Genomic DNA, 15,768 nt, shown 5'->3' on the forward strand with positions numbered 1-15,768 from the left:
TTACATAATAATAAAAGATTTTTCATAAATTTCAGGAGGAAAAGTATGGCTATGGAACATGTAGAAGGTAAAAACAAAGGAAATGTAGTTCTTTATGCTTTAAGTACTTGTGGATGGTGTAAGAAAACCAGAATGCTTCTTGAAGAGCTTGGTATCGAATTTAATTATATTTATGTTGACCTTACAGAAGGTGAGGAGCGATCAAATGTTATAAAAGACGTTCAAAAATGGAATCCTCAGCTTTCATTCCCAACGGTTGTAATAAACAGTAAAGATGTTATTGTAGGGTTCAAGGAAGATGAAATCAAGGAGAAACTTGTATGAGTGATATAAGTGATACCGAACTGGATCATTTTTACGAAAAAGTGAAAAAAGACGTTGAAGCCAGCGGATATCACCTGAATTCAAATGTTGAATTTACAAAAGAACTTTTAAAAGGCATACTTACCAATGAAAAACGTTATGGGTATGGATCTTGTCCTTGTAGACTTGCATCAGGTGATAAAGAAATAGATATTGACATAATCTGCCCATGTAATTACAGAGACCCTGATTTAAATGAGTATGATGCATGTTACTGTGGTCTTTATGTCTCAGGAGGTATTCTAGAAGGTACAAAAGAAGTTTCTGCAATACCAGAAAGAAGGCCTACGCTTGAAGAACGGGAACAATCCCAAAAAGGAACCTTAAGTGGTGCACCATCCTCTCTTCAATTTCCCGTTTGGAGATGCAGCGTCTGCGGCTACCTATGTGCACGTGAGGAACCGCCTGAAGTATGTCCAATTTGTAAAGTTGAAAAAGAACGCTTTAGAAAGTTCTTATAATCAGCTTAACTAATTTTTTTATTCAAAGCTAAAATACATTCAATTTAGCTTATTTTATACTATTCAAATTAAATCCAATCTGTTTAATCTATTTTATACTTAAATCTCAATTTAATCAAGCAAAAGAATAAATAATCATTTTAACAAATATGATATTAAATTTTACTGGTTGATTTTTATGAATTCACTTCTAAGTTTTGCTGAAAAAAATCTGGAAGAGTTAGTCACACCATTTGGGCAGGCAGATGTTTTATTAATTTATGCCATTGCTGCAGGTAAACTCAAGAAATATTTAGGAGATCGGGAACTTGCAGGTAAGATATGGATGCCTTCTGGAAGAATGCGTTATTTGCTTAAGAGAGGATCTAAGTTAGAACCATTATTTGCTCATGAGCTTGAGGAAGCTGTTACTTTAGAATTTTTAGAACTTAGATCAAAAACAGAACACCTTTCATCTGCAAAAGAAGATATAACAGACTTACAGGCTAAAATATGGCAGTATTTTCTTCCAAGAAAGCTTTCTGATTTTTTCTATGCCACAAATCATGAAGGCCCGGGAAAAAAGATTGACAGGATATTTTTTGACATAGACCGTTCTAAGGGTATTTCTGCAGAACAGGCACAAGAAACCACACAAATATTTGTAGAAGCCATAAAAGAAGATCAGGAACTTGAAGAGTTATTAGGAAACTATGACCTATCTATTAACTGGACTGGCAATTCTTTTCATGTTTTATTCTTTTTAGATGAATTAATGCCCAGTTCATTCTATGAGGAACATTTTCAGTATTCAAAAAATGATCCTGAACGTAATTTTACAGGTAGATGGGCTAAAAAAATTAATGAACGGGTTGAATTTAAAGTGGCAGGAGGCCATGAAAGACAGGGCAATTCTATTAATATAGACCCTTCACAGAGCCCTTCAGGTAAATTATGCCGTGTTCCTTTAGGATCGTTGCATATGGAAGATCCCGAAACAATAAATGGTATTTCTGTACCTATAACTGAAAAAATGCTTTATAATGAAGATCTGATTTCTAAATTAACCCTTTATACTCCAAAAGATATTATAAAAAATTTAAGTGAAATTGAAAAAAACTTACCTGAAAGATTCAGGTAAAAAATTAAGTTTGAAAGTATCAAGATGCCCGGTGATAAAAATTAAGTTTGAAACATTTACAAAAACCCTTGAGAAGCTGGAAAATACCAGTTCTCAAAATGAAATGGTAGACATTCTCGCAGAAACATTCAAAAATTTAGGCGACGATGAGATAGGCGAGGTCTGCTATTTAGTACTGGGAGAAATAGGCCCGGGTTATGAAGATGTTAATCTTGGTTTAAGCGAAAAGACCGTACAGTCTGCAATTTCGCTTGCAAGTGGTTACGATAAAGCACACGTGGGCGAAGAAATAAGGAATATAGGAGATATAGGCGAAGTTGCAAGTAAAATGCTAAAAGACTCTGAAAAGAAATTTAAAAAGCTTTTAGAAGAGCATAAAGAGCCATCTGTAAATGATATTTATAACGGCTTTAGAAAAATCGCTTTTGCAAGTGGTAAAGGTTCTCAAAAGGTTAAAACTGAAACATTAGCTTCAATGCTTCTGGATGCAAATGATATGGGGCGTAGATACATTGCAAGATATGCTAATGGTAAAATGAGACTTGGTATTGGAGATATGACTGTTTTAAACAGTCTTTCTGTTTCATTTTTTGGCTCAAAGAAAGAGAAAAAAGAACTTGAGCATGCCTACAACATAAGTTCAGATATAGGACTCATAGCCAGAACTTTACGTAGTAATGGGTTACATGGAGTTAAAGAGATAAAAATTTCATTAAATAGACCTATAAAGGCTATGTTAGCCCAAAGAGTATCAGAATTTCAAGATATTAGAGAAAAAATTAAGTCCCGAGATATTGCAGCTGAAGAAAAATTCGACGGTGAGCGGATTCAGGCCCATAAAGATGGAGAGAATATAAAATTATTTTCCCGGCGTTTAACTGATATAACTGACCAATTTCCAGATTTAATTGAACATATTCAAAAATATGTTAAAGTGGAAAAAGCTATTTTAGACGGGGAAGTGATGGCCTATGATTTTCAAGAAGAACTTTTTGGCTCGTTCCAGATATTAATGCAGCGTCGAAGGAAATATGGAATTAAAGAATACCGAAAAAAGATTCCTGTCAGGTACATGCTGTTTGATGTTCTTTATGTAGACGATGAATCATTTATGCGTAAAAGCTACCCTGAAAGAAGGGAGAAACTTGAAACAATTGTAGAAGGTTCAAAATACATTTCACTAGCTAATCGGAGAGTTAGTTCTGACCTGGATGAGATAGATGATTTCTTCCAGGAGTGTATAACTAAAAATCTGGAAGGTATCGTTTGTAAATCATGTGCAGAAGATTCATATTATAAAGCTGGGGGAAGAGAGTGGACATGGATTAAATGGAAAAAAGAATACCTCAGCGAACTATCAGATACCCTTGACTTAGTTATCGTAGGTGCATTTGCAGGTAGAGGAAGACGAAGTGGTACTTATGGAGCCCTTTTATGTGCTGCTTATAACTCTGATAAAGATGTATTCCAAACTGTCTGTAAACTGGGAACTGGATTTTCTGATGAACAATTAGCTAACTTACCTAAAACGCTTGAGGACGCAAAAGTAGATAAAAGTCCAGCACGAGTTACAGTGACCAAAGAAATGAGCCCTGATTTCTGGTTTACCCCAAAATATGTGGTGGAAGTACTTGGATCAGAGATAACTAAAAGCCCTGTTCATACATGCAACTGGAATAAATCTGAAAAACAGGGTTTGGCTTTAAGATTTCCTAGATTCATTAGATGGCGTGAAGAAAAATCTCCAGAGCAAGCTACAAGCTCAAATGAAATTTTACAGATGTATAAATGATAATAAATGGATTGAATCTAATTTTTTCTAAATATAAAATAGTAATGAATAAATATATGGCATTTAAATACCACATAACATGATTTAACAGCTTATTTTCTAATAATTTCCCCAATAAAAATAGTTCGATCTAAACTTTTTTAATTAGAGATATTCATAAATAAGCCTTATCCTACATATGTAACAATAATACCAGTTAAACACACTTCTTTTTAAATATAACTTTTAAAAAAGACATATAAACACTGGAAAACATATAAACCTCATTTAACAGCTTATTTTCTAATAATTTCCCCAATGAAAATATTTTGATCTAAACTTTTTTATAGATAGATGTTCATAAATCATCCAATAAGTAATACTAAATTATGAAATAATATGATGAAATCATGAATAAAATATCTACATGATTTTCATTTATAGTGGAGGTGAATTTATGACAGATGTTATAAAAAGTAATGGAAAAAGAGAGCAATTTAGCCCAGAAAAAGTAAAAAATTCCCTTGAAAACGCTGTTAAAGATGCTGGTTTTAGCCCACAGGAAAAAATGAATGTTATAGAACATGCTTCTCAAGATGTTATGCAAATGGCACAAAATAAGAATCAAATTCAAACAAAACAAATAAGAGACACTGTATTAAATGATTTAGAACAAGATGATCAGCAAGTTGCCAATGCATGGAAACAATATGAACGCCAGCATGGAATTAACTATTAAATCCTTTTTAAATTCTTTTATAATAAATTTATTATGTAGGTGAATTTATGACAGATGTTATAAAAAGAAATGGTAAAAAAGAACCATTTAAACCACAAAAATTAAGGAAATCAATTGAAAATGCTGTTTCAGATTCAGGATCTACTATAACCAAACAGATGAAAGCAATTGAACATGCAACACAGGACGCTGAAAATCTTGCAAGGGAAAGGAATGAAATAAGTGCCGAGGAACTTAGAAACGAAATAGTAAATGATTTAGAGAGTGATGCACCCGAAGTAGCTCAGGCCTGGAGAAGCTACGAACGAAAACATGGAATTAACTACTAATTCTTTTTAATTTTTTTATACTTTCAACTATTTTTATGGATTAAAAAGTTCAAAGATTGTTCATTTTAATCTAATTTGTAAAATTTATTTGAATTAACAAAATAATCCTAAAAATAGTGGAGGGAAATCCATGACTGATGTAATTAAAAGAAATGGTGAAAAAGAGCCGTTTAGTGAAGAGAAAATAAAAAATTCAATTGAAAGTGCAGTTAAAGATGCAGGATTTAAAACCCAATCAAAAAAAAGACTCATAGATAAAACTCTTACTGATATAAATCGAGCTGTACAAGGTAAAGAAGAAATATCCACAGCAAAAATACGCAATATAGTAATAAATGATATCGAACAGGATTTTGATGAAGATCAAGCTCCTGTTGTAAGAGCATGGCGAAATTATGAGTTAAAACATGACATAATCCACAGAGAATAACTCTAACTGAGTATTGACAAAATTAAGACGATATATACCTAAATTATTTAAAAAAAATGAAATCAACTCAAGAATACTTTTTAGGCTGCTCTGGATGGTACTATAACGACTGGGCAGGAGAATTTTATCCAGAAAATCTGAGTAAGTCAAGATGGTTAGAATACTACTCCAAACATTTTAAAACAGTAGAGATTAACAACACTTTTTATCGGTTCCCCAGCGAAAAAACAGTTAAAGGATGGGATAATAAAACTCCCGATAATTTTAAGCTTACTTTAAAAGCCAATCAGGTTATTACCCATAGAAGAAGATTTAAAAACACACAAAGCACACTTAATCATTTCTATAGTCTTGCAGAAATTCTTAATGAAAAATTAGGATGCATATTATTCCAGATCCCTCCTCAAAAATCAAAAGATATTGACTTTTTAAAAAATGCCCTCAAGCAGTTTGACCTTTCAAAAAATAATATTATAGAATTTAGACATCCAAGCTGGTATAATGACGAAGTTTATGACTTATTAAACGAATTTGAAGTAGGATTCTGTTCAGTTTCATCTGCTGATCTTCCAGATGATCTTGTAATAACAGCAAATATCACTTACATTAGATTTCACGGAGTTGGAAGTGAAAAAAATCACTATCTTTATTCTGATAAAGAATTGAAAGAATGGGCAGATAAGCTAAAAGAATCAAATTCAAGTCAAGTATTTTGTTATTTTAATAACGATTATAATGCAAATGCCCCTAAAAATGCTCAAATGCTGCAAAAAATAATTGGTAACTCATAACTACTTTTCAATTGCTTTTTTAAGAATTACCATATCCTCTTTTAATTGAGGCAAAAGTACACGTGAGTACAACGCTGCAGCTGGGTGGAAAAGAGCCATATATTTTCTACCGTTTAATTTGTATGTATTTCCATGGATCTGTTTAATATTTTTTTTACCAATTAAGGCATAAGCTGCGCTGTTTCCAAGCAATCCCACAATATCGGGGTCAATTAATTCTATCTGCTTGTTTAAATATAAATCAATACAGGTAGTATATTCTAACTTTTTTGGTTTTCGGTTGTTTTCAGGCCTGCACTTTACAATTGAAGTGATGTAAATATCAGGCCGATCCATGCCTGCTTCTTCTATTATCTCGCTTAAAATCCTACCGGCCATTCCAATAAATGGTCTTCCAGTTTCATCTTCTTTTTTTCCAGGCGCTTCCCCTACAAGCATTATCTTAGCATTTTTCGAGCCTTCCCCAAAAACAACTTTGGTTCTGCTCTCATATAATGGGCATTTAACACAGGTACTTGCAACTTCACAAAGCTCTTCTAAATTCATATACTATTTTTTAAACAATTGTATATATGCATATTTTGCAAAATTCTTTTCACGTTTAGATTCTATGAAGTTCTTTAAAGAATCAGCACGTGAGGTAATTTTCTCAATATTAAATAGCTCCTGCATGTATCCTGCATAATCTACATTTTCAAGTTTAGATTCTATAAAATGATCTAAAGACTTAATGTAGGAAAGAATAAGTTCAACTCTAAGCATTTCATAAACATATTTTGCATAATGATTTCTTTCTACGCTTTTTTGTACAAAATGAGTAATATAAGAAACAATGATTTCCATTTCATCCGATTCATCCTTAGTTCTATGACCTGGCTGATTAACAACACCTTTGATGTTTTCTATCCCCCTAGTTGATCCTACAGTATTTATTGCCAGTTTAAATGAAGTAATTCCAAACTTAAAGATTAGAACTCCCACTATTGCTATAAATGCCAGTAAAGCAGCATATGATGCAACCATCCATACAAGGTCCAAAACTGCCATGCCTACCATTTTGTTATTCATAATATTTAAATTTTTATTACTTTATTACCGGTCTGTTCATAATTTTTTTTAAATAAGCAAAATGACCAATATTAGGAACAATTAAAAATACATATCAAAATAGTTTTGTATAACACTGGCTAAAAACAGATATTAATGCAATTAATTTGGCGTATGACAATACAAACAGGTAAAAAAATAAAAATATCATTTATTAATTAAGACATTAGTATTACTTTTCCTAAAAAGTGAAAAATATGTAAAATCTTGATTTTTACAATTGTGAAAATGAGATAGAAATATCTATTCAAATATTTCTTTTTGGCACTGCGGGCAATAATAAGCAGTTCTACTTGAAACTTTAATTGTTTTTAATTTTATATCAGAATTTGGGCATTTTCCATTCTTTTTTCTGTGGGGAATTATAAACGAATCTGGAAGTTCTTCGCCTGCTATCCTTTTATCCACCGATGTTTTAAGCACATCTTTCATTACTTTAAAAATTTGTTCTATTTGATGATTATTTAACTTATCAGCAGGCACTTTAGGATGAATACACGCCTGAAAAAGTATTTCATCAGAATATATGTTACCAATGCCTGCTATTATATGCTGATCCATCAATACTGATTTAATGGCACCTTTTTTCCTTTCAAATATCTGTTTAAATGTTTTTAGATCAATTTCAGTCGCATCAGACCCTAACTTCTTTTCTTTAACAAAGTTTCCAATTGAAGAAGTCAGATTGATCCTTCCAAACTTCCGAGGATCATCAAATGCAAGGTGGCTCTCATCCTCAAAAGTTATGAGGAGTCTATCATAAGAAGGTGCTTCATCCTGATTTTTAAAATATTTAAGCCTCCCAGTCATTCCATAATGTAAAATTAACCACAAATCATTGTCCAGAGCTGTAAAAGTATATTTACCATATCTTTTAGTATATTTAAACTTGTGTCCTTCTAATTTTTCTTTTAATGCATCTGCATCCACATTTTGAAGAAGTTCAGGATTCTTAACCTCTACACTTTCAATAATTTTATCAAGTGAAGTCTTATCTAAATATTTTCCAAATGCTTCCACTTCAGGTAGTTCCGGCATAAAATCCCCCATTTAAGTTACTTGTTTAATATATTTGACTTTGAAATTTAAAAACTTTAAATAAGTTATAAAATTTAGAAAATTTTAGTTTAATTCTATATCAAAGATTTTTAACTGGTACCTACGAGGGAGATAAGTTTATTTTAATGAGCGCTCTATTGTATAACAGAACAGTTGACGTTTTTATAAGATCTCATTTATTAAATCTAATTCTATATGTGATAATTATGGCCAAGCTAGAGAGTAAAATGAAATACAAAGAGCTCGTGGATGTCTATGAATCATTGAATTCCACCACCAAAAGACTTGAAAAAACAACGATTCTTGCGGAGTTTCTAAAAAATACCGACGCAGAAATTCTTCCAATTGTCACTTTATTATCATTGGGCAAAGTATTTCCAACATGGAGCGAAAAAGAGATGGGAGTGGGCCTAAAACTCCTTATGAAATCCATATCATTAGTTGTAGGAGTAAGTCCTGAAGCTGTGGAGGACAGTGTAAGGGACAGGGGAGACATCGGCTTAGCTTCGGAATATCTTTTCAGCAATAGATTTCAATCAACTCTATTTACAATGCCCCTAACTATAGTCAAAGTTTACAACAATATGGAAAAAATGGCAGATAAATCAGGAAAAAAAGCACAGGGAAAAAAGATAGAAATTTTACGTGAACTTCTTTCATCTGCATCACCAAAAGAAGCCAAATACATCACAAGAACCGTTCTAGAAGAGCTCAGAGTTGGACTCGGAGAAGGTACACTCAAAGATGCCATTTCAGAAGCCTTTAACATAAACAAGGAAGTTGTAGAAAGAGCCATGATGCTTACAAATGATCCGGGCCTTGTTGCAGAAGTAGCCAAAGAAGAAGGAGAAGAAGGGCTTAAAAATCTGACACTTATACCTGGAAAACCTGTAAAACCAATGCTTGCCCAACTTTCAAAGAGCGTTAAAGATGATATTAAAGAAATGGGCTACGCCCTCTGTGAAGTTAAATATGATGGTTTTAGAGTTCAGATTCATAGAATTGGAGATGAAATCAAAGTTTTCACAAGAAGACTGGACAACATAAAAGATGCGGTTCCAGAAATCGTCGAATACATCGAAAAATGCCTACCTCATAAAGATTTTATTGTTGAAGGAGAAATAATCGCTATGAGAGAAGGAAAGCCAATTTCGTTCCAGTATGTCCTTCAAAGAGTGCGAAGAAAGTATGAAGTTGAGAGATTACGGCTTGAAGTCCCATTAACATTGTATCTTTTCGACGCCCTTTACTTCGAAAAACCACTTATCGATACTCCGTTTGAGGAAAGGCGTAAAATACTTGAATCAATCTCTAAAATAGATGATGGAAAATTTGGTCTCAGTACCCAGGTCAAAGTAACACCAGAACATACCTCCTATGCAGAAGACCTTTTCAAGCTTGCAATTGAAAAAGGGCACGAAGGGATAATGATAAAAGACCCTCATGCCCCCTATATGCCAGGCATAAGAGGTAAAAAGATGCTTAAATTTAAAGCTACGCCTGAAACTCTGGATTTAGTAATTGTAGGTGGAATATACGGCAGAGGGAGAAGGGCAAACCTCATAGGTTCTTATCTTGTTGCTGCGCAGGATGGAACTGGAGCTTTAAAAACAATAGCACATACCGCAACTGGACTCGATGATAACACCTTACTCGAGCTTTCCAACAAAGTTGAAAGCTCGATTATAGAAAAAAAAGGCAGGAAAGTAAAATCAGAACCTGAGATTATCCTTGAAGTCGCATTCAGTGAGATTGTTAAAAGTCCAGAATACGAAGGTGGTTACTCCTTAAGATTCCCTGTTGTTAAAAGAATAAGGGAAGATTTAAGTATTGAAGATATTGACACTGTTGAACGCGTGGAATCAATTTTTAAGAGTAAAAGTTAATTTCATAGCACATTTCATGTTTATTTTTTTTACTTGGAATTAATGGGTTTTGCAAATAAATGAAAAATATCAAGATAATATTAGATACTGCCATTCTAGCCCTAGTCTAGTTGTATTGCGCCTTATTTCAATTTATTTCATAAAATAAAAGGTAAATGCTTAAATATACCAATGTTGAAATACTTCAATTGGCCAATGGAGTAGATCAATATGAAAGATAGTCAAATTTTTACAGTAGCCTTGATAATTGCAATTTTGGGTTTATCCGGAATGGTACTGCTTTCAGACAAAATAACACCTCAAGAAATTAAGATAAAAGACCTAAACAAAGGAATGCTTGATGAAGATGTATCAGTTGTGGGCTTGGTCGAGAAAATAGATAAATCCCCAAGAAGCAATACTTATTTTTTACAGTTAAGAGATGGAACTGGGAAAACAACGGCTGTAGTATTTGATAGTGTAGTATTAGACCTTGAAAAGAATAATTTAACTCCACTGTCCTTTGTAAATCATAGGGTGAAAATAACAGGGAAAGTGCAGCAATATAATGGAAATATGGAGCTGATTTTAAATGATGGAAAATCCCTAAAAATACTTGTTTAAATATGCAGTTTATGATTATTCATCCTTTAAAACCCCTATATCTAAAGTATAATTTTTAATTTCACCCAGTATATCCTTTGCATAATAAGATGAAAATATTATGCCCAGTACGCTAACCATCCAGAAAGAAACTAACCTGTCTGCAAGAGCTATACTTCCACCTAGCACTGCTGGAACTCCAAAAAGTGCAAAAAGTCCAGTAAGGGATAATTCGATTGATCCTATCCCTCCGGGAAGTGCAGAAGCTATTCCAATAATATTTGCCAGGATCAGTATTATAATAACTGAAGTAAAACTTATTTGAACGTTAAATGCATAAAATACCACATAGAGCCTGAGACATTCTAAAATCCACGACATAAATGCTAAAATAGATACAAAAACTAAATTTTTACTTGTTGTAAATGAATTTGTATGACTAGTCATTCCTTTTAACCCCTCTGTAAACTTGAGATATATATTGTCCAGGGTTTCATTATTAATGGGCAATTTACATAAAACCGGGTGAATTTTATTATATATCCATATACTGGTGTCTTCTCTCCAGTTTACAAGATATACCAACAGTACCATTATTAAAGACCCAATAGCCCCTATAATAGACACGAAACGCATGTTTTCTATCCATATAGAAGAGATAATAAGAAGAAATGCCACAATTAAAAAGTCAAAGAGTCTTTCAGTTAATCCTGCGGACAATCCTTCAGATAGGGATATTTTATTGATCTTTTTACCTGCAAGTGCGTTTAGAACTTCACCTGCTGTCCTCATTGGGGAAAAGTTCCCTGCAAAAAGCCCTATTGTTTTAACAATATAATTATTTTTAATTTCAAAAGGCTTATTTATTATAAATCCCCATCTAAGAGCCCTTACTTCAATAACCAGAAGGTGAATTAAAAGAGCCACCAAAAGCCATTCCCACTTAGCAGTTTTAAAAGCATTTATGATATTAACAGGCCCTATCCACAATACAAGCAAAATAATTAAAGCTATACTGACAGCGAATACGTAAAATCGTTTCAATTAGATTCCCCACTTGCTTTCTCTTTGATATTTTATAGATAAGCTCATTGAAGTATGTCTATAACCACTAGTTATAAAACTATGTCGCTCATGCCAAGAATGTTGTGTAAATAATATCGCTTCATTTTCGGTGTTACTGGTTAAGTAAATTGCATTTTTTAAGATAAATCCCCTATAATCAATTAAAACTACAATTTAACATGGAGTATAACTCATGCACAGGATCATGGACATGTAAAAGTCTGCGATTTTTACGGTCACAAAAACCGAAGTTTTTGTGAACATGAGCGAACTATGTAAATCATGTTCCTAAAACAAATTGTTTAATAATTATAAAATAATTGAAGATGCTTTAAAACAGAAAAATATTGAGTAACCAATTCCACAGGAAATGCGGGTTTTACATATTAAATCTTTAAGATATTCAATATGCTATCTCTAATTACCTAACTTTGTAGCAATAGGGTTACTTATAATCCTAACCTTGAATTTCCTGCCTAAAAGGCCAATAATAAACAGTATATATTTTAGAGCATGTATTTTAGTCACATAAGACTTCTCATCACCATATGTACATGGTATTGCCGCTTCATTAACTTCTATTTCATGTTCAGATGCCTTATAAAGCATTTCAGATTCATATACATAATCATTATATTTTATATCTAAAAAAAGTTCCGCAGCATCCCTTGACATAGCCCTAAAACCACTCTGACTATCTGTAAGTTTAAAACCAGTTACAAATTTAATAAGATTGGTTGTAATTTTATTTGAAAGTTTTCTCCAGATCGGCATATTTTCCGGATTTCCATTTTTAAATCTTGAGCCTATTATCAGCTCATTATCCCCTATATTTGATATAAAGGAAGGTATGCAATCAGGATTATGTTGACCATCACCATCAAGCATTATTAAAACATCATAATCCTGATTTAAAGCTTCTTTAAGTCCAGATTTTATAGCAGCCCCTTTACCCATATTTTTTTCATGTTTTACTATTCTAGCGCCTGCACTTTTTGCGCGGCCATAAGTACTGTCACCCGAACCGTCGTCAACTACTAAAACATCACTGTATTTAAGTGCACATTTTACTACGCTCTCAATAGCTTTTTCTTCATTATAGGCTGGAATTATAGTGATAAATTTCATTTTAACTTCCTGTTTAAATAAAGTTCATTAGGTTACTTTTGTAAACATTGTCTATAAAATATACAATTTTGTAAACATTTTATAAAAGTAAATGATATTCACTATTTAATTAATTTATCGTATTAAATTTTTACCGTATTTCACATTTTTAAAATGAACTTTAAATAGTCTAAAAATGTTATAAAAAAAGAATCTAAGTAATTTACAGTCGTAATTTAACTATATGATCATCTCTTAAAGATTATCTATCAAATAGAGAATGTGCAATAATTATAGTTTAAAGTTGAGGAAATACTACGTATTTCCGAACCTTAAAATTTTATTTCCATAAAATTTTAAAGTTGAGGAAAATGCATAGCATGCAAAAATCTACGATTTTTGCAGCGTCAAAACCTTCGATTTTGTAACCGCGAAAATCCCTTAAAAATTCGTAGAATTTTGACAGTGTTTGAGGGCATTAAAGTTTTTAACAAAATTGATTAATACTTTAAAATATAAATGATAGAATCATATCAATAACGTTAATGTGGTGTAAAATTAGTGTTTATATTGAATTTAAATAAATTTAGCTCAATTAAGACTTTTGAATGATTATTTAAATAAAGAACATATCTTATGCCAAATATAACCTTTATACTCATATCTAATTAAAGAAATAGAATTAAAAGCTTTTAATATAATTTTAAAGATAAGGTGAAATTTATGAAAAGACTATTTGGAACATTTGGGGTCAGAAGACTTGCAAATACAGAATTAACTCCAGAATTTGCATCAAAAATTGCCGCATCCTATGGAACACTTGTAAAAGGGAAAGTTGCAGTTGGAGGAGACACAAGAACATCTACAGAAATGATAAAACATGCAGTAATAAGCGGTTTATTATCATCAGGATGTGATGTGATCGATCTTGGAGCTTTACCAACACCTGCTCTCCAATTCGCTGTTAGAAATTACTATGATGGAGGAATCATGATAACTGCTTCCCACAATCCTCCAAAGTATAATGGAATAAAGTTAATGGACTCCTACGGTATAGGAACTCCTGATGATATGGAACTAAAGATTGAAGATATGTTTTTTGACAGCGCCCCTGATAGAGTACCATGGAATGAGATTGGGAAAGTAGAAAAGGATGAAGGAATACTGGATGAGTATATCCAGAATGTTGTAGATCGGGTAGATGCAGAAGCAATTAAACAAGCAAAATTAAAAGTAATTGTAGACTGTGGAAGCGGAGCTGCATGCTTTACAACACCTTATCTTTTAAGAAAGTTAGGTTGTGAAGTACTTACCATGAACTGCCAGCCTGATGGATTTTTCCCAGGGAGGGACCCCGAACCTACAGAGCCAAATCTTAAAGAATTAATTGAAGTTGTAAAAGCAACCGGAGCAGATATTGGTGTTGCACATGACGGGGATGCAGACCGTACCATATGTATAGATGAGAAGGGAGATTTTGTTTTTGGTGACAAATCATTTGCACTGGTTGAAAAATACATGTTAAAGGAAAACAACGGAGGATTAATTGTTACAACCGTAGCTACATCTTCTGCAATTTACGACATTGCAAATGAATACAACGGAGAAGTTACTGCAACAAAAGTTGGAGATTTAATTGTTGCAAGAGAACTAAAAGATAAAGACGGCCTATTTGGTGGAGAAGAAAATGGAGGGTTAATATTCCCTGATTTCGTTTACGGTAGAGATGCTGCGCTTTCAACCGCCAAAGTCATTGAAATAATTGCAAAAACTGGAAAATCCCTCTCAAAACTCATTGAAGAACTTCCGGTTTATTATTCAGAGAAAATGAAAATAGAATGTCCTGATGAGTTAAAACAGGAAGTTATGCAGAAAATTGCAGAAGAAACCCGTGAATTTGAAGTAGATACAACTGATGGAGTTAAGATCTTTAAAGAGGAAGGATGGGTTATAATAAGACCTTCTGGAACCGAGCCAATATTTAGATGTTTTGCAGAAGCCAAAACAAAAGAAGAAGCTACTAAAATGGCTGAATGGGGAATATCCCTTATCTCTAAATATTTAAAATAGAAAGTAAATTTCCATATTTACTTTTCAAATCTATTTTTCAATGGATTAATATACTATAAATAGATTATTTTAAAATTCAAGATGAATTAATCATTATTTTTAGCAGTTCTGATAATTCAAAATTTAGAGAATATTTATTTCATTTTTCCAACGGCTTTACTTATATCTATAGGAGAATTATATTCTTTATCCCGCAGACTGTCCAGAATAGTTAAAACTGGTTTATCTGCACCATTATCCTCAGCTTGTTGAATTATATCTTTTTTTACTTGCAGAAACTTATACCTTTAATGTAATATTCTACCTGTGCAGGACTTACTTTCACATTTACCACCGTTTACCAGTTACAATGAACTGTTTAATTTCATGTGAACCGCCTTAAGCAAAAATAGTTATAAATAAATCCAAAATAAGTATATAAACATTAAGTGGAAGAATATCCTACATTTATCTTCCAATTTCCCCTTATTTAATATTTTCAGGTTTCATCCTGAAATATCATTCAGTTCAATCTTCCGACTATTTGCAAGACATTCTTCCAACATTACCTATGATCATTAAACTATAAAAAATTTATGATCACATCAAAATTAAGTAATATCAACTACCTGTAAAATCCATAAAATTCAGCACAATGGGCGCAAAATGGATATTTTCCCTTCCAGTAATAGCTTTCATCATCTGCATTAATATTGAATTTTTTATGGCAGATATAACATTCTTCTATCTTTTCAGGCTTTTCTTCTACTTCCTTGCAAATTTCTTCATCTTTTGCCACTGTTTTTTTGTCTTTTCCAGTTTCTTCGATATTACCACGACCTATAAACCTGATATACATTTCAATTTAACTTAAATTTTATTAATTAGGGTTTAAAATTAAATTAATAA

At 32.4% G+C, this 15,768-nt stretch carries 17 protein-coding genes; 11 read left to right on the forward strand and 6 right to left on the reverse strand.

The annotated features are described in order from the left end of the window. Positions 1-45: 45 nt before the first annotated feature. The 8 genes from AAGU07_RS07165 to AAGU07_RS07200 all read left to right on the forward strand — a co-directional run bounded on the left by AAGU07_RS07165 (position 46) and on the right by AAGU07_RS07200 (position 6,004). Entirely contained in the window at positions 46-324 is a 279-nt protein-coding gene (locus AAGU07_RS07165; RefSeq protein ID WP_342458429.1) for a glutaredoxin family protein, read from the forward strand. Continuing rightward, the gene (locus AAGU07_RS07170) at positions 321-824 is read left to right on the forward strand and encodes a ferredoxin-thioredoxin reductase catalytic domain-containing protein (protein WP_342458430.1); all 504 of its coding nucleotides are present in this window, start codon (positions 321-323) and stop codon (positions 822-824) included. Before AAGU07_RS07165 ends, AAGU07_RS07170 begins: the two co-directional genes overlap by 4 nt. Positions 825-1,002: 178 nt before the next feature. Continuing rightward, positions 1,003-1,944 carry a hypothetical protein gene (locus AAGU07_RS07175; RefSeq protein WP_342458431.1) on the forward strand — a complete coding sequence of 314 codons (942 nt, stop codon included), beginning with the start codon at positions 1,003-1,005 and terminating at the stop codon, positions 1,942-1,944. After that, the gene (locus AAGU07_RS07180; protein WP_342458432.1) at positions 1,913-3,736 is read left to right on the forward strand and encodes an ATP-dependent DNA ligase; all 1,824 of its coding nucleotides are present in this window, start codon (positions 1,913-1,915) and stop codon (positions 3,734-3,736) included. The genes AAGU07_RS07175 and AAGU07_RS07180 overlap by 32 nt, the downstream gene beginning before the upstream one ends. Before the next feature lie 436 nt (positions 3,737-4,172). Next, complete coding sequence (locus AAGU07_RS07185; RefSeq protein WP_342458433.1) at positions 4,173-4,454, forward strand: ATP cone domain-containing protein; 282 nt, start codon at positions 4,173-4,175, stop codon at positions 4,452-4,454. Between the two features lie 47 nt (positions 4,455-4,501). Beyond that, positions 4,502-4,783 (forward strand): ATP cone domain-containing protein, encoded by a 282-nt coding sequence (locus AAGU07_RS07190; RefSeq protein ID WP_342458434.1) that lies wholly within the window; start codon positions 4,502-4,504, stop codon positions 4,781-4,783. A gap of 130 nt (positions 4,784-4,913) precedes the next feature. Beyond that, positions 4,914-5,213 (forward strand): ATP cone domain-containing protein, encoded by a 300-nt coding sequence (locus AAGU07_RS07195; protein ID WP_342458435.1) that lies wholly within the window; start codon positions 4,914-4,916, stop codon positions 5,211-5,213. 56 nt (positions 5,214-5,269) lie between these two features. Then, positions 5,270-6,004, forward strand: coding sequence for a DUF72 domain-containing protein (locus AAGU07_RS07200; RefSeq protein WP_342458436.1), 735 nt, complete (start codon positions 5,270-5,272; stop codon positions 6,002-6,004). On the opposite strand, the gene AAGU07_RS07205 is transcribed toward AAGU07_RS07200, so the two are convergent. The 3 genes from AAGU07_RS07205 to AAGU07_RS07215 form a co-directional block, all read right to left on the reverse strand. After that, positions 6,005-6,550, reverse strand: a complete 546-nt coding sequence (locus AAGU07_RS07205; RefSeq protein ID WP_342458437.1) for a uracil-DNA glycosylase — start codon at positions 6,548-6,550, stop codon at positions 6,005-6,007. A 3-nt stretch (positions 6,551-6,553) separates the two neighbouring features. Further along, complete coding sequence (locus AAGU07_RS07210) at positions 6,554-7,051, reverse strand: hypothetical protein (RefSeq protein WP_342458438.1); 498 nt, start codon at positions 7,049-7,051, stop codon at positions 6,554-6,556. A 303-nt stretch (positions 7,052-7,354) separates the two neighbouring features. Continuing rightward, positions 7,355-8,149, reverse strand: a complete 795-nt coding sequence (locus tag AAGU07_RS07215; protein WP_342458439.1) for a DNA-formamidopyrimidine glycosylase family protein — start codon at positions 8,147-8,149, stop codon at positions 7,355-7,357. Between the two features lie 248 nt (positions 8,150-8,397). Between AAGU07_RS07215 and AAGU07_RS07220 the strand changes: the two genes are divergently transcribed. Together AAGU07_RS07220 and AAGU07_RS07225 are read left to right on the forward strand one after the other, a co-directional pair. Beyond that, the gene (locus tag AAGU07_RS07220; protein ID WP_342459357.1) at positions 8,398-10,056 is read left to right on the forward strand and encodes an ATP-dependent DNA ligase; all 1,659 of its coding nucleotides are present in this window, start codon (positions 8,398-8,400) and stop codon (positions 10,054-10,056) included. 210 nt (positions 10,057-10,266) lie between these two features. Beyond that, positions 10,267-10,659, forward strand: coding sequence for an OB-fold nucleic acid binding domain-containing protein (locus tag AAGU07_RS07225; RefSeq protein ID WP_342458440.1), 393 nt, complete (start codon positions 10,267-10,269; stop codon positions 10,657-10,659). A 15-nt stretch (positions 10,660-10,674) separates the two neighbouring features. On the opposite strand, the gene AAGU07_RS07230 is transcribed toward AAGU07_RS07225, so the two are convergent. Continuing rightward, the gene (locus AAGU07_RS07230) at positions 10,675-11,682 is read right to left on the reverse strand and encodes a flippase-like domain-containing protein (protein WP_342458441.1); all 1,008 of its coding nucleotides are present in this window, start codon (positions 11,680-11,682) and stop codon (positions 10,675-10,677) included. Between the two features lie 438 nt (positions 11,683-12,120). Next, entirely contained in the window at positions 12,121-12,831 is a 711-nt protein-coding gene (locus AAGU07_RS07235) for a glycosyltransferase family 2 protein (protein WP_342458442.1), read from the reverse strand. 702 nt (positions 12,832-13,533) lie between these two features. On the opposite strand from AAGU07_RS07235, the gene glmM reads away from it, so the two are divergent. Further along, positions 13,534-14,880 carry a phosphoglucosamine mutase gene (glmM, locus tag AAGU07_RS07240; RefSeq protein ID WP_342458443.1) on the forward strand — a complete coding sequence of 449 codons (1,347 nt, stop codon included), beginning with the start codon at positions 13,534-13,536 and terminating at the stop codon, positions 14,878-14,880. Between the two features lie 604 nt (positions 14,881-15,484). Here the strand turns inward: glmM and AAGU07_RS07245 are convergent. Next, the gene (locus AAGU07_RS07245) at positions 15,485-15,718 is read right to left on the reverse strand and encodes a hypothetical protein (protein WP_342458444.1); all 234 of its coding nucleotides are present in this window, start codon (positions 15,716-15,718) and stop codon (positions 15,485-15,487) included. Positions 15,719-15,768: the final 50 nt, after the last annotated feature.

The organism is Methanobacterium sp. (assembly GCF_038562635.1).
Lineage (GTDB): Archaea > Methanobacteriota > Methanobacteria > Methanobacteriales > Methanobacteriaceae > Methanobacterium_D.

Excerpts from the sequence above, each read along its gene's own strand:
- AAGU07_RS07165 (WP_342458429.1), top strand. The coding sequence starts at position 46 with ATGGCTATGGAACATGTAGAAGGTAAAAACAAAGGAAATGTAGTTCTT.
- AAGU07_RS07170 (WP_342458430.1), top strand. The coding sequence starts at position 321 with ATGAGTGATATAAGTGATACCGAACTGGATCATTTTTACGAAAAAGTG.
- AAGU07_RS07175 (WP_342458431.1), top strand. The coding sequence starts at position 1,003 with ATGAATTCACTTCTAAGTTTTGCTGAAAAAAATCTGGAAGAGTTAGTC.
- AAGU07_RS07185 (WP_342458433.1), top strand. The coding sequence starts at position 4,173 with ATGACAGATGTTATAAAAAGTAATGGAAAAAGAGAGCAATTTAGCCCA.
- AAGU07_RS07190 (WP_342458434.1), top strand. The coding sequence starts at position 4,502 with ATGACAGATGTTATAAAAAGAAATGGTAAAAAAGAACCATTTAAACCA.
- AAGU07_RS07195 (WP_342458435.1), top strand. The coding sequence starts at position 4,914 with ATGACTGATGTAATTAAAAGAAATGGTGAAAAAGAGCCGTTTAGTGAA.
- AAGU07_RS07200 (WP_342458436.1), top strand. The coding sequence starts at position 5,270 with ATGAAATCAACTCAAGAATACTTTTTAGGCTGCTCTGGATGGTACTAT.
- AAGU07_RS07205 (WP_342458437.1), bottom strand. The coding sequence starts at position 6,550 with ATGAATTTAGAAGAGCTTTGTGAAGTTGCAAGTACCTGTGTTAAATGC.
- AAGU07_RS07210 (WP_342458438.1), bottom strand. The coding sequence starts at position 7,051 with ATGGCAGTTTTGGACCTTGTATGGATGGTTGCATCATATGCTGCTTTA.
- AAGU07_RS07215 (WP_342458439.1), bottom strand. The coding sequence starts at position 8,149 with ATGCCGGAACTACCTGAAGTGGAAGCATTTGGAAAATATTTAGATAAG.
- AAGU07_RS07220 (WP_342459357.1), top strand. The coding sequence starts at position 8,398 with ATGAAATACAAAGAGCTCGTGGATGTCTATGAATCATTGAATTCCACC.
- AAGU07_RS07225 (WP_342458440.1), top strand. The coding sequence starts at position 10,267 with ATGAAAGATAGTCAAATTTTTACAGTAGCCTTGATAATTGCAATTTTG.
- AAGU07_RS07235 (WP_342458442.1), bottom strand. The coding sequence starts at position 12,831 with ATGAAATTTATCACTATAATTCCAGCCTATAATGAAGAAAAAGCTATT.
- glmM (WP_342458443.1), top strand. The coding sequence starts at position 13,534 with ATGAAAAGACTATTTGGAACATTTGGGGTCAGAAGACTTGCAAATACA.
- AAGU07_RS07245 (WP_342458444.1), bottom strand. The coding sequence starts at position 15,718 with ATGTATATCAGGTTTATAGGTCGTGGTAATATCGAAGAAACTGGAAAA.